Source organism: Planctomonas sp. JC2975 (genome assembly GCF_012985205.1).
Taxonomy (GTDB): domain Bacteria; phylum Actinomycetota; class Actinomycetes; order Actinomycetales; family Microbacteriaceae; genus Humibacter.
The window spans coordinates 2,143,584-2,165,281 of the sequence record NZ_JABEKS010000001.1 but is presented as its reverse complement, the minus strand read 5'-3'; the positions used below and the strand labels follow the sequence as shown (position 1 = coordinate 2,165,281).

Annotated in this window: 25 protein-coding genes; 18 read left to right on the top strand and 7 right to left on the bottom strand. The window is 68.6% G+C overall.

Annotation, left to right across the window (positions count from 1 at the left end; genetic code table 11):
* Positions 1 to 94 precede the first annotated feature (94 nt).
* Together HII28_RS09735 and HII28_RS09730 are read left to right on the top strand one after the other, a co-directional pair.
* A complete protein-coding gene (locus HII28_RS09735) occupies positions 95 to 1,033 on the top strand; it encodes an ATP-binding cassette domain-containing protein (protein ID WP_240977307.1) in 939 nt (312 codons plus the stop codon).
* On the top strand, positions 1,015 to 2,583 hold the full coding sequence (locus tag HII28_RS09730) for a transporter (protein ID WP_170025222.1): 1,569 nt from the start codon (positions 1,015 to 1,017) through the stop codon (positions 2,581 to 2,583). Before HII28_RS09735 ends, HII28_RS09730 begins: the two co-directional genes overlap by 19 nt.
* Positions 2,584 to 2,605: 22 nt before the next feature.
* On the opposite strand, the gene HII28_RS09725 is transcribed toward HII28_RS09730, so the two are convergent.
* Positions 2,606 to 3,457 (bottom strand): helix-turn-helix transcriptional regulator, encoded by an 852-nt coding sequence (locus HII28_RS09725; protein WP_170025221.1) that lies wholly within the window; start codon positions 3,455 to 3,457, stop codon positions 2,606 to 2,608.
* A 184-nt stretch (positions 3,458 to 3,641) separates the two neighbouring features.
* Here HII28_RS09725 and HII28_RS09720 point away from each other — a divergent pair, with 184 nt between their 5' ends.
* Entirely contained in the window at positions 3,642 to 4,733 is a 1,092-nt protein-coding gene (locus tag HII28_RS09720) for an SDR family NAD(P)-dependent oxidoreductase (protein ID WP_240977305.1), read from the top strand.
* 40 nt (positions 4,734 to 4,773) lie between these two features.
* On the opposite strand, the gene HII28_RS09715 is transcribed toward HII28_RS09720, so the two are convergent.
* The 4 genes from HII28_RS09715 to HII28_RS09700 all read right to left on the bottom strand — a co-directional run bounded on the left by HII28_RS09715 (position 4,774) and on the right by HII28_RS09700 (position 8,084).
* Positions 4,774 to 5,793, bottom strand: a complete 1,020-nt coding sequence (locus HII28_RS09715; RefSeq protein WP_170025220.1) for a malate dehydrogenase — start codon at positions 5,791 to 5,793, stop codon at positions 4,774 to 4,776.
* Positions 5,794 to 6,049: 256 nt separating this feature from the next.
* Positions 6,050 to 7,099 (bottom strand): L-glyceraldehyde 3-phosphate reductase, encoded by a 1,050-nt coding sequence (gene mgrA / locus HII28_RS09710; RefSeq protein WP_170025219.1) that lies wholly within the window; start codon positions 7,097 to 7,099, stop codon positions 6,050 to 6,052.
* Between the two features lie 92 nt (positions 7,100 to 7,191).
* Positions 7,192 to 7,464: a LapA family protein gene (locus HII28_RS09705; protein ID WP_170025218.1), complete on the bottom strand. Its 273-nt coding sequence runs from the start codon at positions 7,462 to 7,464 to the stop codon at positions 7,192 to 7,194.
* Entirely contained in the window at positions 7,461 to 8,084 is a 624-nt protein-coding gene (locus HII28_RS09700) for an HhH-GPD-type base excision DNA repair protein (RefSeq protein ID WP_170025217.1), read from the bottom strand. Before HII28_RS09700 ends, HII28_RS09705 begins: the two co-directional genes overlap by 4 nt.
* Before the next feature lie 172 nt (positions 8,085 to 8,256).
* Here HII28_RS09700 and HII28_RS09695 point away from each other — a divergent pair, with 172 nt between their 5' ends.
* The 5 genes from HII28_RS09695 to HII28_RS09675 all read left to right on the top strand — a co-directional run bounded on the left by HII28_RS09695 (position 8,257) and on the right by HII28_RS09675 (position 11,661).
* The gene (locus HII28_RS09695) at positions 8,257 to 8,928 is read left to right on the top strand and encodes a VOC family protein (RefSeq protein ID WP_170025216.1); all 672 of its coding nucleotides are present in this window, start codon (positions 8,257 to 8,259) and stop codon (positions 8,926 to 8,928) included.
* A gap of 72 nt (positions 8,929 to 9,000) precedes the next feature.
* The gene (locus HII28_RS09690; protein ID WP_170025215.1) at positions 9,001 to 9,453 is read left to right on the top strand and encodes a universal stress protein; all 453 of its coding nucleotides are present in this window, start codon (positions 9,001 to 9,003) and stop codon (positions 9,451 to 9,453) included.
* Positions 9,454 to 9,546: 93 nt separating this feature from the next.
* Positions 9,547 to 10,230, top strand: a complete 684-nt coding sequence (locus HII28_RS09685) for an MSMEG_4193 family putative phosphomutase (RefSeq protein WP_170025214.1) — start codon at positions 9,547 to 9,549, stop codon at positions 10,228 to 10,230.
* Between the two features lie 44 nt (positions 10,231 to 10,274).
* Positions 10,275 to 10,826, top strand: a complete 552-nt coding sequence (locus tag HII28_RS09680; RefSeq protein ID WP_170025213.1) for a DUF3090 domain-containing protein — start codon at positions 10,275 to 10,277, stop codon at positions 10,824 to 10,826.
* A gap of 67 nt (positions 10,827 to 10,893) precedes the next feature.
* Positions 10,894 to 11,661 carry an SCO1664 family protein gene (locus tag HII28_RS09675; RefSeq protein ID WP_170025212.1) on the top strand — a complete coding sequence of 256 codons (768 nt, stop codon included), beginning with the start codon at positions 10,894 to 10,896 and terminating at the stop codon, positions 11,659 to 11,661.
* A 43-nt stretch (positions 11,662 to 11,704) separates the two neighbouring features.
* Here the strand turns inward: HII28_RS09675 and HII28_RS09670 are convergent, their stop codons facing one another.
* Positions 11,705 to 11,935 (bottom strand): hypothetical protein, encoded by a 231-nt coding sequence (locus HII28_RS09670; protein ID WP_170025211.1) that lies wholly within the window; start codon positions 11,933 to 11,935, stop codon positions 11,705 to 11,707.
* Positions 11,936 to 12,075: 140 nt separating this feature from the next.
* Between HII28_RS09670 and HII28_RS09665 the strand changes: the two genes are divergently transcribed.
* From HII28_RS09665 to HII28_RS09650, 4 genes are all read left to right on the top strand, one after another.
* Positions 12,076 to 12,654: a hypothetical protein gene (locus HII28_RS09665; RefSeq protein WP_170025210.1), complete on the top strand. Its 579-nt coding sequence runs from the start codon at positions 12,076 to 12,078 to the stop codon at positions 12,652 to 12,654.
* 153 nt (positions 12,655 to 12,807) lie between these two features.
* Entirely contained in the window at positions 12,808 to 13,644 is an 837-nt protein-coding gene (locus HII28_RS09660; protein WP_170025209.1) for an SDR family oxidoreductase, read from the top strand.
* A gap of 194 nt (positions 13,645 to 13,838) precedes the next feature.
* Positions 13,839 to 14,204, top strand: a complete 366-nt coding sequence (locus HII28_RS09655; RefSeq protein ID WP_170025208.1) for an ATP-dependent DNA ligase — start codon at positions 13,839 to 13,841, stop codon at positions 14,202 to 14,204.
* A gap of 44 nt (positions 14,205 to 14,248) precedes the next feature.
* Positions 14,249 to 14,623: a hypothetical protein gene (locus HII28_RS09650; protein WP_240977303.1), complete on the top strand. Its 375-nt coding sequence runs from the start codon at positions 14,249 to 14,251 to the stop codon at positions 14,621 to 14,623.
* 265 nt (positions 14,624 to 14,888) lie between these two features.
* Here HII28_RS09650 and HII28_RS20500 read toward each other — a convergent pair whose 3' ends face one another.
* Positions 14,889 to 15,020 carry a hypothetical protein gene (locus HII28_RS20500; protein ID WP_277348481.1) on the bottom strand — a complete coding sequence of 44 codons (132 nt, stop codon included), beginning with the start codon at positions 15,018 to 15,020 and terminating at the stop codon, positions 14,889 to 14,891.
* A gap of 311 nt (positions 15,021 to 15,331) precedes the next feature.
* On the opposite strand from HII28_RS20500, the gene HII28_RS09645 reads away from it, so the two are divergent.
* The 6 genes from HII28_RS09645 to HII28_RS09620 all read left to right on the top strand — a co-directional run bounded on the left by HII28_RS09645 (position 15,332) and on the right by HII28_RS09620 (position 21,658).
* A complete protein-coding gene (locus HII28_RS09645) occupies positions 15,332 to 15,514 on the top strand; it encodes a hypothetical protein (protein WP_170025207.1) in 183 nt (60 codons plus the stop codon).
* Between the two features lie 82 nt (positions 15,515 to 15,596).
* On the top strand, positions 15,597 to 16,148 hold the full coding sequence (locus tag HII28_RS09640) for a hypothetical protein (RefSeq protein ID WP_240977302.1): 552 nt from the start codon (positions 15,597 to 15,599) through the stop codon (positions 16,146 to 16,148).
* A 77-nt stretch (positions 16,149 to 16,225) separates the two neighbouring features.
* The gene (locus tag HII28_RS09635; protein ID WP_170025206.1) at positions 16,226 to 16,957 is read left to right on the top strand and encodes a gluconate 2-dehydrogenase subunit 3 family protein; all 732 of its coding nucleotides are present in this window, start codon (positions 16,226 to 16,228) and stop codon (positions 16,955 to 16,957) included.
* Positions 16,954 to 18,573, top strand: coding sequence for a GMC family oxidoreductase (locus HII28_RS09630; RefSeq protein WP_170025205.1), 1,620 nt, complete (start codon positions 16,954 to 16,956; stop codon positions 18,571 to 18,573). Before HII28_RS09635 ends, HII28_RS09630 begins: the two co-directional genes overlap by 4 nt.
* Before the next feature lie 42 nt (positions 18,574 to 18,615).
* Positions 18,616 to 20,469, top strand: a complete 1,854-nt coding sequence (locus tag HII28_RS09625) for a thiamine pyrophosphate-requiring protein (protein WP_170025204.1) — start codon at positions 18,616 to 18,618, stop codon at positions 20,467 to 20,469.
* A gap of 64 nt (positions 20,470 to 20,533) precedes the next feature.
* Positions 20,534 to 21,658 carry an enolase C-terminal domain-like protein gene (locus tag HII28_RS09620; protein ID WP_170025203.1) on the top strand — a complete coding sequence of 375 codons (1,125 nt, stop codon included), beginning with the start codon at positions 20,534 to 20,536 and terminating at the stop codon, positions 21,656 to 21,658.
* Positions 21,659 to 21,698: the final 40 nt, after the last annotated feature.

Here is a 21,698-nt window from a genome sequence, read left to right as displayed (position 1 = left end):
GCGGCCAATATGGTGGAGTCATCCCCCTTGCTATGAGGACGCCATGCGCCGCGCATGTCCTCACCGTCCTCGTGCCAGCCGCCGGAAGGATGCCATGACCGACGCCGTGACCCCACCCCCTCTCCCCGAGGGCGGTGCGCAGCAGCCGACTTCCGCAGGCCAGGCATCCGCGCCCGATCCCACGTGGCCAGCGCCCCAGCCGCTCGGCGGAGCGGCCCAGGCCGACGGATCCGCGTCACCTCGAGCATCGCTGGCTCCCGTGTCGCCGGATCCGGATCCGGCAGCTGCGCTCTCCATCCGTCTTTTGCACAAGTCGTTCGGGCAGAAGCACGCGGTGGACGGCATCAGCCTCGACGTCCCGGTCGGCAGCTTCTACGGACTCGTCGGACCCAACGGCGCAGGCAAGACGACCACGTTGAGCATGGCCACCGGGCTGCTCAAGCCTGATGCCGGGGTCGTGACGGTGCACGGCATCGACGTGTGGCAGCATCCGCTGACGGCCAAGGCGCAGATCGGCGTGCTCTCCGACGGCAACCGCCTGTTCGACCGCCTCACCGGCGAGCAGCTGGTGGTCTACGCAGGGCTGCTCAGCGGGATGGATCGCGCTACCGCGGTCTCCCGCACCCGCGACCTGCTGCAGCTGCTCGACCTGCAGTCGGCGGGCGGCACGCTCGTCGTCGACTACTCGGCAGGCATGACGAAGAAGATCGCGCTCGCGTGCGCCATGGTGCACGCACCGAAGCTGCTCGTACTGGACGAGCCGTTCGAGTCCGTCGATCCGGTGTCGGCCGCGAACATCCGCGACATCCTCGGCGGATTCGTGCGCGGCGGCGGAACGGTCATCGTGTCGTCGCACGTCATGGACCTGGTGCAGCGCATGTGCGATCGCGTCGCGGTCATCACGAACGGGCGGGTCGTGGCATCCGGAACCGTCGACGAGGTGCGAGCGGGCGCCGACCTGGAAGATCGCTTCGTCGCACTGGTCGGCGGACGTCGCGTGCAGGAGGGGCCGGAGTGGTTGCAGCACTCGTAAGGCTCCGACTGCTCGTTCTGCGCAACAGCCTCAAGCGCAGTGTCGGGCAGCTGATCGCCGTCATCATCGGTGGCCTCTACGGCCTGTTCGTGCTCGGCATGATCGTCGTCGGGCTCTTCGCGCTGAACTTCGCGCCGACCGAGCTGACCCGCACGATCGTGATCCTCGCCGGGTCGGCGCTGACGCTGGGCTGGGCGATCCTTCCGCTGCTGTTCTCCGTTGAGCAGACGCTGGACGCCCCGCACCTCGCCGTGTATCCCATCCCGTTGAACACGCTGCTCGTCGGCCTGCTCGTCTCCGGAGTCGTGGCGATCCCGGGTGCGATCACCATGGTGGCGTCCGTGTTCACGTTCGGCTCATGGCTGCGGATGCCGGGCATCGCCGTTCTCGCGCTGCTCTGCGGCATCGCCGGTGCGCTGCTCTGCGTCATGCTGTCCCGTGCCGTCACCACCGCGGCGGCCGGCCTCGCCTCAGGGCGTCGGTTCCGTGAGGCCGCCGGCATCCTCATCTTCATCCCGCTCGTGCTGCTCGGACCGATCATCGCCGGGACCGCCTCATCGCTGAGGCACTCGCAGGATGCCCTGCCCGCGCTCGCCGACGCCATGTCGTGGACGCCGCTCGGCGCCATCTGGGCCATCCCGGCTCAGGTCGCTATGGGCGATCCGGTCGGTGCTCTGCTGCGTGCGCTGATCGGGATCGCGACGATCGCCGTCGTGTTCCTGGTGTGGCGCTGGGGTCTGGCACGCGCTCTCGTCACCCCGGTGCACGCGACCTCCAAGGTGCGAGCTGAGGGCAAGCTGGGCCTGTTCGCCAGGCTGCCCGGCACCCAGGCCGGCGCCATCGCCGCGCGCTGCCTCATCTACTGGTTCCGTGACCCGCGGTACCTGCGGCAACTGGTGCTCATTCCGGTGATGCCGATCCTGTTCTGGTTCTACTCGTCGCTGTCCCACTTTCCGCAGCTGCTGCTCTGGTCCGGTCCGCTCGTCGCGTTCCTGCTCGGCGTCACCCTCATCGCCGACGTCTCCTACGACTCCACGGCGTTCGTGCTGCACGTGAGCAAGGCGGTGCCGGGGCGCGCCGATCGGTGGGGGCGGGCATCCGCCGTCCTGACCTTCGGGCTGCCCGCCGCGGTGGCCGTCACTCTCGTGACGTCGGCCGTCGTCGAGCAGTGGTGGACCGTGCCCGGCCTGCTCGGACTCGTGGTCGGGCTGCTGCTCGGAGGTCTCGGGGTGTGCTCGGTGACGTCCGCGGTCCTCGTCTTCCCCGCGCCTGCGCCGGGCGACAACCCGTTCAAGACGCGACCCGGCGCCAACACGGCGTTGTTGGGATCGACGTTCCTCAGCTGGGGCATCCTCGCCGTGCTGACCTCTCCCGAGATCGTGCTCTTCTTGGTGAGCGTGTTCACCGGTGAAGCAATCTGGGGATGGATCGGCCTCGTTGTGGGTGTCGTGCTCGGCCCGATCGCTCTCGCGATCGGCGTGCGCGTCGGTGGCAACGTCCTCGACCGCCGCGCGCCGCAGTTGCTCATGCAGCTCCAGAAGGACGGCTGAGCGCAGACGCATCCACCCGCCTTCAGGCGGCGCTGGCCGCGAGCGACAGCAATGTCATCGCCTCGTGGTCCGGCGTTCCGGGGACGGCCTGATACACGCCGAGCCTCGTGCCGTCCGGGCCGACGTCGAGGCTCTCGTACATCAGCGTCAGCGTGCCGACCACCGGATGGTTCAGCGTCTTGCGCTCCGTGCGCCGGTGTCGCACATCGTGGTGCTCCCAGAGTTCGGCGAACTCGGGGCTCGCGGCCGTGAGCTCCTCGAGAAGAGCCGTGAGTGCAGCGTCGTCGTTGTCGCCCCGGGATGCCGCGCGCAGTTGTGCCACTGACATCCGTGCCGCGTGCGTCCAGTCCGGATACAGAGTGCGGGCGGTCGGATGGAGGAACAGGTACCGAGTCGTGTTGCGTCGTTCCGGCGGCCATTCTGCGATGCCGGCCAGCAACGCCAGCCCCTCGGGATTCGCGGCGAGGATGTCGTTGGTGCGGTTGCGCACGTAGGCAGGGCACGGCCGCAATGTGTCCAGTATCTGCCGGATCCCGGGTCGCACGGTGTTGTCGACCCGACGTCGAGGAGCGCGGCCCGCAAGCTGGTCTGCGAGATCAAAGAGGTGATCGCGAGCGTCCTCGTCGAGCCGGAGAGCGCGGGCGAGGGCGGTCAGGACCGGTCCGCTCGGGTGATGCTCCTTGCCTTGCTCGAGCCGGGTGTAGTAGTCGACGCTCACCCCGGAGAGCGCAGCGAGCTCCTCGCGACGGAGACCGGGGGTACGGCGGTTGCCCGTGCCCTGCGGAAGCCCGAGGTCGGTGGGCTGCAGCCGCGCCCGCCGAGCTCTGAGGAACTCGCCGAGGACGTTCCGTGCGGATGCCGGGTCTGCGGTCACGCACCCAGCTTGCCATCGCCGGATGCCGGGGCATCCGGCGATCCTAGCCGTGTCACTACCAGGAACGGCGCGGCCTTCTCGTCGTCGTCCTGCAGGCGGAGACTCGTCGCAGACCGCGACGGATCGCTGCACGCCGTTCGCAAACGGGTGGGGTACTGGCGGCCGACGACCAAGGAGCACGACGATGACCACGACACTGCATGATCTTCCCGCCGACCCGGCTGGAGGGCCCGGTCAGGATGGCCGGCCACGAGCATCCGCTGCCGGTGCGCGTCGTGATGCCGCTGTCGACGAAGGCGTTCGCCGTATGGCTCGACCGAGGGGCCACGGGCGGAAGCGCACGGCACTCGAAGTGGTCGACGGCATCGACCTGTCGGACAAGGAGGCGATCGTGACCGGCGGATCTTCCGGCCTGGGGCTGGAGACCGCGCGGGCGCTCGCCGTGGCGGGTGCGCGCGTGGAGATCGCGGGGCGCGACGTCGATGCAGGCGAGAAGGCGGCAGCCGCGTTGCGGGCGGAGACGGGCAACGAGCAGATCGTGCATCGCCGGCTCGACCTGGCATCTCTCGAGTCGGTGTCGACGTTCATCGGCCGCCGTGCGGCAACCGGTCTGCCGCTGCACATCCTCGTGCTCAATGCCGGGGTCATGGCGACGCCGTTCGGCCGCACCGAGAACGGGTTCGAGACGCAGTTCGGCGTCAACCACCTCGGCCACTTCGCGTTCGCGACGGGGCTTTTGCCGGCGTTGCGGTCCGCAGGCGGAGCACGTGTGGTGTCCGTGTCGTCGCGGGCGCATCGCCGATCCGATGTCGACTTCGACGATCCGAACTTCGTGCACACGTCGTACGACCCGTGGCTCGCGTACGGACGCTCCAAGTCGGCGAATGCGCTGTTCTCCGTAGGGTTCTCCGCCCGGTTCCAGTCAGAGCGGATCCTCAGCAATGCGGTGAGCCCTGGCGCGGTGCTGACCGGCCTGCAGCGACACATGTCCGCCGAGCAGGTCGAGGCCAGAGGGTGGAACGATCCGGCGAACCCGATGATGTCCACGCCGTCGGAGGGCGCCGCGACCTTCGTCTGGGCTGCTGTGGCGCCGGAACTCGACGGCGTCGGCGGCCGGTACCTCGAGGACTGCACGTTCGCGGAACCCTTCGAGGGAGGGAGCACAGGCGAACTCCCCTCTGGCAGCTACCTGCCAAGGGCACTCGACCCCGCGCGCGCCGGCCGCCTCTGGGACCTTTCGGAGCGGTTGCTCGCCGCCGCGGCTACCGCCGAGTGAGCGACGGCAGCTCTACCAGCCGCGGTGAGTTCGACCGCGGTCAGCCGGGCAGCAGGCCGAGCGCCCGCACGGCCTCGCGCTCCTCGACGAGTTCCGCGACGGATGCCTCGATGTGCGCCTGCGCGATCGGACCCTCGTCGAAACCGGGAACGACTCGCCATTCGCCGTCGACCGACCGGACCGGCAGGGAGCACACCAATCCCTCGGGGACGCCGTAGCCTGCTGCGGCTTCCGCGTTCTCCCCGCTCGAGCTGACGCCGGCGGAGGTCCAGCCGTCGCCCGTGCCGTTCACCCAGTCGTAGACGTGGTCGATGGCGGCGTTCGCGGCGGATGCTGCGCTCGACGCCCCGCGCACCTCGATGATCTCTGCGCCGCGGCGCGCAACCTTCGGCACGAAGACGCCTTCCAGCCACTCCTCGTCGACGAGGTCGGTGGCGCTGCGACCGTCGACGGTGGCGTGCGTGACATCCGGATACTGCGTCGCAGAGTGATTGCCCCAGATGATCACGCCGTGCACTGCTGCCACGGGCACCTCGAGCTTCAGCGCGAGCTGGGCGACGGCCCTGTTGTGGTCGAGTCTGGTCATCGCCGTGAAGCGCTCGCGCGGCACGTCCGCCGCGTGCGACGAGGCGATCAGTGCGTTCGTGTTCGCGGGATTTCCCACCACGAGCACGCGCACATCGGATGCCGCCCCCTCGTTGATCGCTCGCCCCTGCGGCCCGAAGATGGCCGCGTTCGCCTCGAGCAGGTCGGCCCGCTCCATTCCTGCGGTGCGCGGACGAGCCCCCACCAGCAGAGCCACGTTCGTGCCGTCGAACGCGTCGGACGCCGAGTCCGTCACGTCGATGGAAGTGAGCAGCGGGAACGCGCCGTCGATGAGCTCCAGCGCCGTGCCCTCAGCGGAGCGCAACCCCTGGGGGATCTCCAGCAGCTGCAGCCGCACAGGCGTATCCGGGCCGAGGAGCTGGCCGGAGGCGATGCGGAACAGCAGCGCGTAGCCGATCTGCCCTCCTGCTCCGGTGACTGTCACGGTGACGGGTTCGCGGGTCCAGGCGGCCATGCGGCCAGCCTACGGCGCGGGCCGCGAGGCGCAGCCGCGAGCTCGGGCGGCCAAAACTGTGGATCCCCGGCTGCGCGAGACGGCGCATCCGGGGACCCTGCACGCGCCTTCGGGCAAAGTCGCGTGCCGCGGTCGGGAGTTTTGGGGGGATATCCCCGACCTCGCTTCCGACGATATGAGGGATATTCGAATGAACCCTGAAACAATCCCGATCGAAACCTGGGAGGTGTTTGGATGAATCCTCGGAGCCGTGAGGCTACCCGAGCTCGCCGCGCCTGGCCGTCGCCCAGAGGTCGACCCCGGTGTCGACGGCGTGCTCGTCGATGGCCTCGAGCTCGTCATCCGTGAACTCGAGATCGTCGAGTGCCGCGACGTTCTGCTCCAGCTGGTCCACGCTGCTCGATCCGATCACGAGCGAGGTCACACGAGGGTCGCGGAGTGCCCAGGCCAGCGCGAGCTGCGCGAGTGTCTGACCGCGGGACTCCGCGATCCCGGCGAGGGAGCGGATGTGACCGAGCGCGGCTTCTGTCAGCAGGTCCTCGGAGAGCGAGGATCCCTCTGCGGCTCGCGATCCGGCAGGGATGCCGTCCAGATACTTGCCCGTGAGCATGCCCTGGGCCAGTGCGGTGAAGCCGATCACGCCGGCACCCGCCTCGGCTGCGGCATCCAGAAGGCCCTCGGTCTCGATCCAGCGGTTGAGCATGTTGTACGACGGCTGGTGGATGAGGAGCGGGGTGCCGACGTCCGCGAGGATCTGCGCTGCCCGGCGCGTGTCATCCGCACTGTACGAGGAGATGCCGACGTACAGCGCCTTCCCGCTGCGCACGGCGTGGTCGAGGGCGCCCATCGTCTCCTCCAGCGGTGTTGAAGGGTCCGGCCGGTGCGAGTAGAAGATGTCGACGAAGTCGACGCCCATCCGCTGCAGCGACTGGTCGAGGCTGGCGAGCATGTACTTGCGGCTTCCGCCGCCCTGTCCGTACGGGCCGGGCCACATGTCCCAGCCGGCCTTCGTCGACAGGATCAGCTCGTCGCGGTACGGCAGCAGATCCTCCCGGAAGATGCGGCCGAAGTTGGTCTCGGCCGACCCGTACGGCGGACCGTAATTGTTCGCGAGGTCGAAGTGCGTGATCCCCAGGTCGAAGGCGCGGCGCACGATCGCGCGCTGGGTCTCCAGCGGACGGTCGTCGCCGAAGTTGTGCCACAACCCTAGGGAGAGCGCTGGAAGGTCGAGACCGCTGTGTCCGGTGCGGCGGTACAGCATCCGGTCGTAACGGTCGTCACGGGGAACGAAGTTCGTGCTGGCCATGCGACCAGCCTGTCACCAAGGGCGGCCGAGCGGATGCCTCGCCCGTCGCGCCGACGAGCGCAGCGCACAGCCGGCTCCGCGAGCGAGGGGCTTCAGCGTCGCCGCGCCCTGCGCGCTGCGCGGTTGCGCGCGAACGCCCAGCCGGCGATGCCGCCGATGAGGAAGATGACCAGCACGAGCACCCAGGTTGGCCACTCCACCTGCCAGAACAGCAGGAAGATGGTCGACTTCTCGTCGGCGACTCCGTTCTGGATGGCGACGATGGCCAGCAGCACCACGAGCACGATCGCCAGCCATCGGCGCTTCATGAACCCGACGAGAGCGTTGTCCTTCCGTCCCGCGCCGTCGTACGATCGCTCGCTCATCGGGATCCTCCAGCCGGCCGGGCCGTCTTCGCGGCTGCCTTCACGGCCTTCTTGGTCTCGCGCACCTGAGCCAGCGACGCCTCGTCCACGATGTCGGCCACCGACCGATGCGAGCCTTCCTCGCCGTAGTCGCCGGCGGCTTCGCGCCATCCGGCGCCGTCGTAGCCGTACTGCTTGCCGAGGAGCGCGACGAAGATGCGCGCCTTCTGGTCGCCGAATCCGGGCAGCGCCTTCAGCCTGCCGAACACCTCCTTGCCGTCAGGAGCGGAGGCCGTCGACGGTGCCGGCCGAGTCCAGATTGCGGCTGCGTCCCCGTCCCAGTCGGCCACGATGGTGCGGCAGACCGTCTGGATGCGCGCGGCCATGGAGCCGGGGAAGCGGTGCACGGCGGGAGGCGTCGCGCAGAGGGTGGCGAAGGCGTCCGGATCCGCTTCGGCGATCGACTGAGCGCTCAGGCTCTTCTCGCCGCCCATGCGGTCGCGGATCTTGGCCGGACCGCTGAACGCGATCTCCATGGCCACCTGCTGGTCGAGGAGCATGCCGAGGAGCAGGGCGAGCGGATCGGTCGACAGCAGTTCGTCGGCCGCGGCATCGCCGGTGATGTGCAGAGTGCCGGTCATGGGTGTCATCCTGCCACCGGCACGTCGTACGAGGACACCTCGTGGGCCGGCGCCTCGTTGGACGGGCCACGGTGTGGCGGCAGCGGAGACACTCGAGACTGCCGCACCGTTGACGGTGTCGGTGGCCGGTGTTTGCATGGGGCGTTAGCATCCGGTCGTCAGGGAGGGCGTCATGGTCGAGGCCATCACCACCAAGCGATTCCACGAGCTCGTGCCGGGAGACACGTGGCATCGCGTCTACGGCGGAGCGACCGCCTACTTCGCCACCGGATCCTTCGACAAGGGCGTCGAGTTCGTGCGCGCGATCGCCGAGCTGGCGGATGCCGCGAACCATCATCCCGACGTCGACCTGCGATATCCGGGTGTCACAGTTCGCCTGATGACCCACGAGATCTCCGACCTGAGCGAACGCGACGCGGCTCTTGCGGCGCAGATCTCACACGCGGCGAGCCGCCTCGGCATCGAGGCGGACCCCACACTGATCGGCACGGTGCAGCTCGCGATCGATGCCGTGGACATCCCGCTCGTGTTGCCGTTCTGGGAGGCGGCGCTCGGCTACCAGCGCCGCGGAGAGGGTTCGCTGCGCGATCCGCGCGGCATCGGACCGTCGGTGTGGTTCCAGCAGATGGATGCGCCGCGACCGCAACGCAATCGCATCCACCTGGATCTCGCGCTGCCGCGTGCGTTGGCCCAGCAGCGGATCGACGCGGCCGTCGCAGCGGGAGGACGCATAGCGACCGACGCCTTCGCGCCGCACTGGTGGACGCTCGCCGACCCAGAGGGCAACGAGATCGACATCGCGCCCTGGGTCGACGACACGGACTGGGACGACGAGGAGGAGTAGGCGCGAGATCGGTGCCCGGCCTCACCCATCTCGGTGGTGGCGCGGCGCAGATGCTCGGCGCATGCTGGAGAGATGAGCGAGACAACCGAGACCACGGCCGCCACCGCCGACGACACGCCCCGGATCGTCGTGGGCGTCGACGGATCCGAACAATCCATCGCCGCGCTGCGCCAGGCCGACCGCCTTTCGCGTCTTCTCGGAACCCGGATCGAGGCGGTGTCCACCTGGACCTATCCGGTCGCGATGTCGCCGTACGCGCTTTCCATGGAGCCGTCGTTCGAGGAGATCGCCGTGCAGGCGCTGGACGAGGCGCTGACGGAGGCCTACGGATCCGATCGTCCGGCACTCCTGTCGACCGTTGTGCAGTACGGGCACCCGGCGCAGGTGCTCATCGAGCGCAGCACAGGAGCCGAGATGCTCGTGCTCGGATCCCGCGGACGCGGCGGTTTCGCCGGCCTGCTGCTGGGATCCGTGAGCTCGGAGTGCGCGGCGCACGCCAACTGCCCTGTGCTCATCGTTCGATGACGTCGGGTCCGCAGCGCTACCGCGGCGAGTCGGTCGCGGTGGCGTGGGCGGAAAGCGTGGTCCGGATGTGCACAGCACCCTAGGCTCGACCCCATGGCCACGGTGATCCTCGTGCGACACGGACGCACCGCGGCGAACGCGCAGGGTGTCCTCGTCGGGCGCACCCCCGGCATCGCACTCGACGAGGTCGGGCGGGCTCAGGCGTCTCGGACGGCCGAGCGTCTCGAGGTCGTCCCTCTGGTCGAGGTGGTGTCGAGTCCGCTCGACCGGTGCCTCGAGACGGCGGCTGCCATCGTCTCGCGGCGGGAGGGCGCGCGCCCGGTTTGCGTGGATCCTGCGCTCATCGAATGCGACTACGGGCTCTGGCAAGGCAGGCCATTGGCCGAGCTCGCGCGCGAGGAACTGTGGCGGCGCGTGCAGGCGAGTCCGGCATCCGTCGTGTTCCCCGAAGGGGAGTCGATGGCCGGGATGCAGGCACGCGCGGTTGCGGCCGTCCGCGCACACGATGCCGAGATGACGGGTACGTATGGTGCGAAGGCGGTCTGGGCCGCCGTGAGTCACGGCGACGTCATCAAGGCGATTCTGGCGGATGCCTTCGGCATGCACCTCGACCTCATCCAGCGGATCAGCGTCGGGCCGGCATCCGTCTCGATCGTGCACTACGGGTCTGACGGCTCCCGCGTGATCGCCACCAACACGGATGCCGGCGACCTGTCATGGCTGCACGATGGCATCGCGGATGCTGACGCACCCGTCGGCGGTGGCTCCACGCCCTGAGAGGGGCCTGCCGGTGGCGGGGCAGCGCTCATAAGCTGGTGCGCATGCCCACCGTCGTCCACGACTTCGATTGGCCCGACCGTGTTCTCATCGGAACGATCGGCGAGCCGGGCTCCCGCTCCTTCTATCTGCAGGTGAAGGACGGTCGCCGGGTCGTGAGCGTGCTGCTCGAGAAGGAGCAGTCGGCGCTGCTGGCCATGCATGTCGAGCAGATCCTCGACGAGCTGATGGGCGCCGGGAACCCGTTCGGAATCCCGGCGGATCCGTCTGCCGAGCTGATCGACCGCGCTCCGCTCGATCCGGTCGACGAGCAGTTCCGCACAGGAACCATCGGCCTCGGCTGGGATCCGACCACAGCCCAGGTCGTGCTGCAACTGCTCTCGGAAGCGGAGCTCGACGAGCCGACGGATTCCGACGAGGAGGTGCCGGAGGAGGCCGTCGTCATCCGGATGCCCGTCGGTGCCGCCCGCGCCTTCGCCCGCGGCACCAGGGCAGTCGTTGCGGCAGGCCGCCCGTCCTGTCCGCGTTGCGGGCTGCCGGTGGATCCGCACGGGCACACGTGTCCCGATTCGACCGTGTTCGGCGACACCCCGTGACCGGCGACGCTGCACCGGGCGGTCCCGGCTGCGCGGGCAGAGACCGTGGAATGGCCGGGCGACGCGGATGACGGCGTCTGGCCCGCTCGACGGCGAGCTGCAGGTGGTGGCGCGCATCCCTGTGGCGTCGAACGAGACGTTCCTCGCCGCCATCGGCGACGTGCCGGTCATCTACAAGCCGTCGTCAGGTGAGAAGGAGCTCTGGGATTTCCCGGACGGCGACCTGGCGCAGCGCGAAGTCGCCGCCTACCTCGTCTCGGAGTGCCTCGAGTGGAACGTGGTCCCCTGCACCTGGTTGCGCGACGGTCCCTACGGTCCCGGGATGGTGCAGCTCTGGCAGCACGTGGACGAGGAGCAGGACGCCGTTGACGTGGTCGCCGCTGACGACCTGCCTGTGGAAGGCTGGCGTCTCGTGCTCCGCGGTGCAGACGAGGATGAGCGTCCGGTCGCGCTCGTGCACGAGGATTCGGACTCGCTTCGCGCCATGGCGGTGTTCGACATGATCGTCAACAACGCCGATCGCAAGGGAGGACACGTCCTCGCGATGCCGGACGGACACCGGTACGGCGTCGATCACGGCCTCACGTTCCACGTCGAGCACAAGCTGCGCACCGTGCTCTGGGGTTGGGTCGGAGAGCCGCTCAGCGAACGCGAGATCGACGGGGTAAGGCGGGTGCGGGCATCCGTGGACCGGGAGCTGGGGGCGAGTCTGCGCGGACTTCTCGCCGAGGACGAACTGGATGCGCTCGTCGCTCGGTGCGACAGAATGCTCGACGAGCGGCGGTTCCCCGCGCCGAGCGGTTGGATGCCGGCTACGCCTTGGCCGTTGTTCTGAACCGATGGCGCACGGCCGACTCAGGCGAGGGATCAGGGCTGAGTCACGTGTGGTTCGAACCGTCCCGACGCCGGCGCACCTCGAGTGGGACGACTACGAACAGCAGGATCGCGATGAGAGCGATCGGAATCAGCAACACGATGAGCTTGGCGATCAGAACGGCGAGGATGAGCAGCACGCCGAGCGCAGCGAGAACCCACAGAACGGGCCGCCAGTACGCGCGCATGGCCGTATCGTACGTCGTCGCACCCCAGGATCGCTGGGGTGCGGTCACGCGGATCGTCGGGATCCATCGATGAGGCCGAGCAGTTCGTTCCCGGCCCTCGATATGCCGTCGTGATCGTTCTGCGTCGCCGTTCGTCGTGGCTGCGTCAACCCCTGGCGGCGTCCGAGTGGGCGCGCGACCGTGATGGCATGTCTGATGAAACGAATTTCCAGGGTTCGCAGGTCGGCGGAGGCGGACGCCATGTCGGCGGACCGACGGATCCGCAGGTGCCCAGCCCCGATCAGCCGCTCCAACCAGGTGGGCCGGGTGTGCCGGCACCGGATCCGCAGGAACCGAATCCGCCGTCGCCGGCCGAGCCGACCGTGCCGACGCCCGAGGAGCCGACGTTCCCGACTCCGGCCGAGCCGACCATTCCCACAGGACCGACGCCGCCCGAGACGCCGCCGGTGCCAGGGGCACCGAGTGCTCCCGTCACACCGGACGGACCGCAGCCCGTCGCATCCGCTGAAAGCGCGGACGCCGGGGGCCGCGGCGGCGACGAGCGATTTGCTCGAGGCGCGGGATCCGAGGCCGACCTCAGCGTGCTCGCGGCGGATGTCGCGCATCCGTTCGACCAGACGAACGGCATCATCGATGGGCTCGAGGGCGACGCCGACGATCCGGATCGCGTTGAGGAGCGCCTCAGCGACCGCGACAAGCCCGCTGCCCCTGGCGTGCCGCCCCTCGGTGTTCGCGATGGCGTCGCCGATCACGACGAAGACGAATGAACGGGGCGCCTGGCGGACGGGTCCCAGACTGTCCTGTCCACTCGCCCGGAGGCTGTCAACCCCTGGGCGGCGCGACTCGTCGCGAACAGCCTTGATGGATCCGATCGCAGCGAGCCCGTCGGGCACGCTCGCATCCGATGGGGGGAGCATTCAATGCAGCCGAGACAGCGGCAGACCGCACCAGGTATGGAAGGTCGCCTGCGCCCGCGTGCAGATCACGGGGAGGAGACGTATCTCGGCAGTGCACGGCTCTCGGGCAAGGTGGCGGTGATCACCGGCGCCGACAGCGGGATCGGCAAGGCCGTCGCCATCGCGTTTGCGCGGGAGGGCGCCGACATCGTGTTCGGCTACCTCGACGAGACGGAGGACGCAAGGGACACCGAACAGTGGGTCACTGAATCGGGCCGCAAATGCGTCGCCCAGAAGGGCGACCTCTCCGATCCCGCCGAGTGCAGGAGGCTGATCGAGACGGCGGCCGAGAAGTTCGGACGCATCGACATCCTGGTATCCAATGCCGCGATGCAGCGCACGCACTCGAAGGTGGAGGACATCTCAGACGAGGAGTGGGATGAGACCATCGCCACCAATCTGAGCGCGTACTTCCACCTCGTGAAGGCGGCGTTGCCGCACATGCGGCCGGGAGCATCCATCATCGGAACGTCATCGATCAATTCCGACGCGCCGTCGCCGTCGCTCATGCCCTATGCGGCGACGAAGGCGGCGATCGCCAACATGACGGCGTCGCTCGCGCAGCTCCTCGGCGAGCGCGGCATTCGAGCGAACAGCGTCGCTCCCGGACCGGTGTGGACACCCCTGATCCCGTCCACGATGCCGGAGGAGCACGTCGAATCCTTCGGTGGCAACACGCCTCTCCGCCGGGCAGCTCAGCCGGCGGAGCTCGCACCCGTGTACGTGCTGCTCGCCAGCGACGAGGCGTCGTACGTCTCCGGCGCTCGCGTTGCCGTCACGGGAGGGCGCCCAGTCCTCTAGGGACGCGTAGTGCGGCGCCGGCGACGTACGACGCGGCACCCGGCGTTCGAGGTGACGCAAGCGTTGCGGCGGCGCCCGCCCGCAATGACGCACACCTGAGAGCAAACGTCAAGGGGGCCCCTGAATAGGGGCCTTGCGGTTGTTATTCGGCGTGATCCGCGCTTGCCTGGAGGAAAGAGAAGGTGATCTTTCCCATGGGTGTACTGATTTACGGACCGCAAGATGTCGAGTTCGACGACCGACTGTTGACCCACCTCGAGATCGTGATCATCAACAAGTTCCGGCGCCAGGAGTCGTTCCTGCTGTCGTGGCTGGACGACCTCTCGGTCGGCAGTGGGCGCGCGTCGATGTGGATGGCGTCCGAAGTGCCGGTCTACTTCAAGTACTGGGGATCCCGGGTTCCCTCCATCAACAAGGAATGGCTGCGGTCGCTCGAGCTCGGCGCCGAGAGTTCTCGCGGGCTCGTCGTGCTCGACGAGGAGGGACGCCCGGCGCACGCGGGCCGTGACGGCCAACGGCGCACGGACCGCCCGGTGAAGCGAATCCACGGGGCGGCATAGCGTGGCGCTCCACGCGCAGGTCGGAAGGGTGTGATCGTCGACGCATGGGGTCACTGCTCTACAACGATGGTACTGAGTATCAATTCGAAGATCGGACGCTCGCTCACCTCAAGGTGGCGATCGCCGCGAAGCTCCGACTCAAGGAAGGGTTCCTCGTCAGCTGGCGTGTGGCTCCCGAAGACGGCGGTGGTCGAGTCAGTCTCTGGGTGAGTCCGGCCATCGCGCTGCAGTTCGTGTTCACGGAGGAGAATCCGCCGCAGCTCAATCGGCGATGGCTGGAGGCTCTTTCGCGTTCCTCGCACGGCCCAAGGGGCCTTGTCGTGCTGAGCGAAGAAGATGCCGAGAAGGTGAGTGCCAACGGCGTCAGCGATGCCGAGGCGCAGAAGCACATCCAGAAGGCCCTGGACGACATGGGCTGAGAGTTGCCCGGTCTGAGTGGACCTGCCCTAGCGTGAGCGCGACATCCGTCCGCTTTCGTGTGTAAGACCCTCTACGACCCGCAAAAAGGCACCTGTCGGGAGCGCGGACTGCGATCCGTCAGGTGCCGTGGCCTCTGTCGAGGCCGGTGCGACCTACACCACGGGCAACACACCCCCAGTGGCCGGGGGCGGAGGTGTGTTCGTGGCAAACGTGCGTACGCGGCGCATCAGCGGCTCTCGCCGATGCGCCGCGTACGCACCCAGGTCAGACACTTCTTCGCAGCAATCGAACCAAGCCGAGTACCACGGCGACGATCAGAATGATGATGCCGATCCAGAGAAGCCATTGCGCGGCATTGACGAAGATGCCGAGGAACAGCAGGATCAGCCCGACCACGAGGAGGACTATCGCTAGAGAAACCATGCCGTCACTCTCCCCATCGGGGCCTTTCGGCGGAACCCCTTGCCAGATCGGCCCTGAGTGTGCTTCACATCTGGCCGAACCGGCTCGTGCCGCGTCTCGCCGATCGAACGGCTGCCCGTGGCGGATCCGACGGAGCCCGCCCGAGAGCCGATCCTCAGGGGTGCCTCGGCTCCTCAGAGGTGGCCCGGCAGTATGCGCGCGCTCGTCGAGGTCCGCAACCACTGCTCTGGGCGGCCGATCCGAGGTCAGCTGGTGATCGACGATCGATCGGAAGGAGCCGCACCATGACGCACACAGGTGGACAGCCGGATCCCGACATCCGTACTGAGCCCTTGGAGGCGACGGATCCGCCGGCTCCTGAGCCGGATGCTCGACGCGACGCCGACGAGGTCGAGGCCGCGCGGCCCAGGCCCGACAAGGATCCCGAAACCCAAGAGGACACCGCCTCCGGCGGTCCCGCCGATTGATCTGCGGGCGTCGCTCCTACAACGCTCCCGACGGTGACGCAACCGCTCGACAGAGTCTCGGGAGACGTCGACGCTGGCGACTATGACCACTTCGGCGAATCATCCGCTCGCCGGCATCCACAGGTTCGGCGGCCGGATGCCATCACGCCGCGCATTGCTCGACACCCGGCGACACGGTGCGAAGGGCCATCCGGTCGCCGGCGCAGCCTTCGGCATCGACCGGTTCGTGCGCGATGTGCGGCACGGCCGCTTCGAACGCACCCTGGCTGCCTTGACGGCCGTTGGTGCGGCTGTGACGACTGCGGAGATCTACTTCGAGCACGACAAGGCGAGCTTCGGCGACCCGTGGATGTGGGCGCCTATCGTGACGGGACCGATCGGGGTCGCTGCAGGTGTCGCGGGCTACGCGAGCCATCGGCTGGCGAAGACGGCGCTTCCCTTGGCGGCGGCGATCATTCTCGCCAACGGGGTTCAGGGTGTGTGGCTGCATGCCAGGGGCATCCATCAGAAGCCTGGCGGCTGGCGCAACTTCCGCTACAACATGGAGATGGGGCCGCCACTGTTGGCGCCGCTGCTGGTCACACTCGTTGGTGGCATGGGACTGCTCGCTGCAGTGCTGCGGAGGGAGCAGTGACCCCGCGCCACACGACCACCCGTCCTCTGCCGCTGCATGCAGAGGATGGGGGAGGACGTTTCCCCGGGTTCGATGTCATGGAGCAGGAACCCCACTGGGACGGCGCAACGAGGGCGGCGCTGCACGATCGGCTGCACGGGCAGCCGGCCATCCGCTTCTTCGATCGCGTGCAGGAGTCCACCGCGAAATGCCTGCTCGACCGGCTGATGGGCCAAGGTTCGGAATCCGGTGACGAGACGGTCGACCTGGCGCGGATGGTGGATGCGCGGCTCGCCGAGAACCAGACCGACGGCTGGCACTTCGACACCATGCCGCCCGACCGGGAGGCGTGGCCCGCGACCCTCGGTGCCCTGAATGAGGATGCCCACGCTCGCTTCGGGCACGATTTCGCGGCGTGCCCGGACGAGGATCAGTGCGAGCTCCTCGAGGCCGTGCGCACGTGGGGAGACGACCGCTGGCATGGGCTGCCGCCCGCGCAGGTGTGGGGATTGTGGACGAGGTACGCGGCGACGGCGTTCTACTCGCATCCCGCCGTGTGGAACGAGATCGGCTTTCCCGGGCCCGCGTATCCGCGCGGCTACAAAGCCCTCGGCGTCGACAAGCGCGAGCCGTTCGAAGTGAAGGACGTGCGACCGCACGACGATCCGCTGCGTCGTCCTGGTCCCGAGCGCCGCGCGCGCGGTACCGGCGCAGCCGAGAACGTCGGCCGGACGGGGGACGGTGGCTCGCAGGACGCGACGGGTCGGGCGGGTCGTGCTTCGACCGGTGGTGACGACACGGACGAGCGCAACGGAGAAGGCGGTCGATGAGCGTCGAAGAGCGCAACGAGTCCGCCTGGCTGCTGACGCCGGAAGGCGCAGTCGACGACACCCTGCGCCAGAGAATGCGGCGATTCGACGACGGCGACGAGCTCGACGCCGTCATCGTGGGCTGCGGCGCGGGCGGCTCGACGATGCTCCAGCGACTCGCGCGCTTCGGCTGGCGGGTCGCCGCACTCGACGCCGGGCCGTTCTGGGATCCGGAAGAGGACTGGGTCAGCGACGAGGCCGCTTCGCACCAGCTGTACTGGACGGAACCGCGGGAGATCGGCGGATCCGATCCGGTGCCGCTCGGCTCGAACAACTCCGGTCGGGGCGTCGGCGGATCCATGGTGCACTACGCCGGATACACGCCGCGCTTCCACCCCAGCGACTTCCACACCTTCACGGTGGACGGCGTGGGCGCCGACTGGCCGATCCATTACGAGCAGCTGCGCGGATACTACGAACGGCTCGAAGAGGAACTGCCAGTGGCAGGTGAGCACTGGCCGTGGGGAGATCCGCACGGGTACCCGCACCGGCCGCATCCGGTGGGAGGCAATGGCGAGGTGTTCATGCGCGGGGCGGAGCGCGCCGGCATCCGGGTGAAGGTCGGGCCGGTCGCCATCCCCAGCGGGCGGTTCGGCCACCGCGCGCACTGCATCTACCGCGGCTTCTGCCTGCAGGGCTGCAAGGTGAACGCGAAGGCCTCACCGCTCATCACGCACATTCCGGATGCCATCGCACATGGCGCGGAGGTGCGTCCAGACTGCATGGTGACCGCTATCGGCGTGGACGACCTCACCGGTCGGGCGACGGGGGTGCGGTACGTGCGGGACGGGCTCGAGCGGTTCCAGCGGGCATCCGTCGTCATCGTCGCCGGATACGCCATCGAGACACCTCGTCTCCTGCTCAATTCGGCGTCGGCACGGTTCCCCGACGGGCTGTGCAACGACCACGACCAGGTCGGCCGGTACGTGATGGTGCAGGGCGCGCCGCAGACCGCCGGACGGTTCGACGAGGAGATCCGCATGTACAAGGCGCCGCCTCCCGAGGTGAGCACCGAGGAGTTCTACGAGACGGATCCGAGCAAGCCCTACAAGCGCGGCTTCTCGGTGCAGACGGTCTCGCCACTGCCCATCACCTGGGCGGAGCACGTGATGGCGCAGGGCTACTGGGGCACGGAGTTCCGCAACTACATGAGCGACTACGTGCACTGGGCGGTCCTCGGCGCGCTGTGCGAGTTCCTGCCGCAGGCGGACAACCGGGTCACCCTCGCCGACGAGACGGACCGGCACGGTATGCCGATCGCCCACTTCGCCTACAGCCAGTGCGAAAACGACCGCAAGGTGATGGACGCCGCGACCGCCGTCATGGAACGCATCCTGAAGGCGGCGGACGCCGACGAGGTGATCACCATCAACCGCTACGCGCATCTCGTCGGCGGCGCCCGGATGGCGGCGGACGAGCGGCACGGCGTCGTGGATGCCGACTGCCGCACGTTCGCGATCCCGAACCTGTACATCACCGACGGCAGCGTGCTCCCCACGCAGGGCAGCGCGAATCCGGCGCTCACGATCATGGCCGTCGCTGCGCGAGCGGCGGACCGGATGGCGCGCCGGAGCTAGGGGCGGACGGTTGCCAGAGAGTTCATATGAAGGAGGAACGACATGGCTGAGACGGTCAGCGACGTCATCATCCAACGGCTGAAGGACTGGGGCGTTCATCGCGTCTTCGGTTTCCCGGGAGACGGCATCGGCGCATTCGACGGCGCGCTGGGCAAGGCGGAGCGCGAGGCGGACGACGAAGGCGGCATCGAGTACATCCGTCCGACACATGAGGAGATCTGTGCGCTGATGGCAACGGCGCACGCGAAGTGGACGGGCGAGGTCGGCGTGTGCGTCGCCACCTCGAGCCCTGGAGGGTTCCACCTGCTGAACGGCCTGTACGACGCGCAGATGGACAACCAGCCGGTGGTCGCGATCGTCGGCCAGCAGGGTCTCGACGCTCTCGGCACGTTTACCCAGCAGGAGAGCAACCTCGAACGGGTGTTCCAGGATGTCGCGTGTTACGTGCACACCATCGTGAGCCCTGCGCAGGCCGAGGTCGTGGTCGACACCGCCTTCCGCACCGCGAAGGCCCGGCTCCAACCGGCCGTCGTGATCGTCCCGCACGATGTGCAGGCGATGAAGGCCGTGACTCCGCCGGTCGCGCACTGGGTGTCGCGCGCCAGCCGCGTTCCGGTATCAACGGCGATCACTCCGCCGGCGGAGCAGTTGCAGAAGGCCGCCGACATCATCAATGCCGGCGAGAAGGTCACCTTCCTCGTCGGCGCCGGCGCGCGCGGGGCGACGGAGGAGGTGCTGCGGGCAGCGGACCTCGCCGGCGCCGGCATCATCACCGCGCTGCGCGGCAAGGATGTGATCCCCGGCGACGTCCCTCATCACACGCAGCAGCTCGGACTGCTCGGCACGCTGCCGAGCCTGCACCAGGTGCAGGACTGCGACACGCTCGTCATGCTCGGCACCAACTACCCGTACGGCGAGTTCCTGCCGCCAACGGGCTCGGCGCGGGCGATCCAGGTGGACCTGAAGCCCGAGCAGCTGGGCGTGCGGTATCCGACCGAGGTCAATCTCTGGGGCGATGTGAAGGCCACGCTGGAGGCGCTGATCCCGCTGCTCACGACAACGGACGACCTGTCGTGGCAGCGCGATGTCGCCGAGCAGATGCGTGGCTGGGAGCACGAGGAAGAGGCACAGGCCATGGTCGCCTACGACGACGGCGCGAATCCTCGACGCTTCTTCCACGAACTCGGCCGACGTCTGCCCGACGGCGTGATCGTGACGGCGGATGCCGGCACTACGGCCGACTGGTACGCCCACCACATGCGGTTCCGACGTGGCATGCGCGGCGACCTCTCCGGACGTCTGGCCACCATGCTCGCGGCGATGCCGTACGCCGTGGCGGCGAAGTTCGCGTACCCGGAGCGGCCGGTCGTGTGCACCATCGGCGACGGAGCCTTCCAGATGCTGGGCATGAACGAGCTGATCACGGTGAAGAAGCACCTGGACCGATTCGCCGACAAGACCTTCGTCGTGCTCGTGATGCACAACGACGACCTGGGCCAGGTGTCGTGGGAGATGCGCACCGAGGATGCGAATCCGGTGTGGCGAACCGCCCAAGACATCGAGTCCGTCGACTATGCCGGCTACGCGCGGCTGCTCGGGTTCCAGGGCATCAGAGTGGAGAAGGACGAGGATGCCGCGTCGGCGATCGAGACCGCTCTCGCCTTCGACGGCGTGACCATCATCGACGCGATCGTGAGTCGCAGCATCCCGCCGCTCCCGCCGCACATCACCAAGGAGTACGCCAAGAACACCGGGCTCGCCCTGTTGAAGGGCGATCCGTTCGAGTTCGACGTCATCCGGGACTCGACTGCGGCGCTCGCCGCCGAGGGCCTGGAGCGCGTCAAAGGTGCGCTGCACCTGCACAGAGCAGACGCGAAGGACGGGGGCGGCCGGTGACCCCGGAGGCACACGAGGCGGCGCTCGAGGAAGAACGGCCGATGGCACGGGAGTGCGAGCCGACATGATCGCCGAGGCGACGGTGTCGAGCGTGCGCGCCTGCACGTATGTCGTTCCCACGACGTTCGGAGGCGAGCCCGTCGCCGAATCGGACGGCACCGCCACGTGGGACTCGACGGGTGTGCTCGTGGTCGAGGTCGATGCGGCCGGCGCCACAGGCCTCGGCTATGCCTACACGTCTCCCGCGGCGCTCGACGTGGTCCGCGAGATCCTCGCTCCCGTCGTGCTGGGGTGCGACTCGCTGGCCACCACCGAGATCTTCTGGGCGATGGCGCGGTCTCTGCGCAATGCGGGCTGGTGCGGCATTACGGCGAGCGCTGTCTCCGCAATGGACGTGGCCCTCCACGACCTGAAGGCCAGGCTTCTCGGGGTGTCGCTGCTCGGGCTGCTGGGCGCTGCGCGTGATCGCATCCCGGTGTATGGAAGCGGCGGATTCACGAGCTACACCGACGACCGACTGGCGCGCCAGTTCGCGGCATGGGCGGAGAAGGGCGTCAGCGCGATGAAGATGAAGGTCGGAACGGATGCCGCCGCCGACGTCGACCGAGTACGCGCTGCCCGCTCCGCCGTCGGCGACTCCGTAGAACTGTTCGCCGACGCGAACGGCGCCTACGACCGCAAGCAGGCGCTGGCGCTCGCCGAACGATTCTCCGGGGAGGCCCGCGTCACCTGGTTCGAGGAGCCGGTCTCGAGCGACGACCTGGACGGGCTGCGCCTGATCCGCGATCGCGCCCCCGCCGGAATGCACATCGCGGCGGGCGAATACGCGTACGTCCCCGCCGACTTCCGTCTGCTGTTGGAAGCCGGCGCGGTCGACGTGCTCCAGGCGGATGCCACCCGCTGCGGCGGCGTGATCGGCTTCGCCGGCGCCGCGCAGCAGTGCGTGGCCAGGGGCATCCCGCTCAGCGCGCACACCGCGCCGGCGCTGCATGCCTCGCTGGCGGCATCCGCGGAGCCTGCGGTGCACGTCGAGTACTTCCACGACCACGCGCTGATCGAGCCGCTTCTGTTCGACGGTGTTCCGGAGCTCGTCGATGGATGCCTCGTGCCCGACCCGTCCGCCGAGGGCCACGGTCTGCGACTGAGTGGCGGAGGACGGGAGTTCCGCACCGCCGAATGGAAGTCGTGATCCCAGAGGTCGAAGGCCGGAGAGACCGCACGGATCCGAC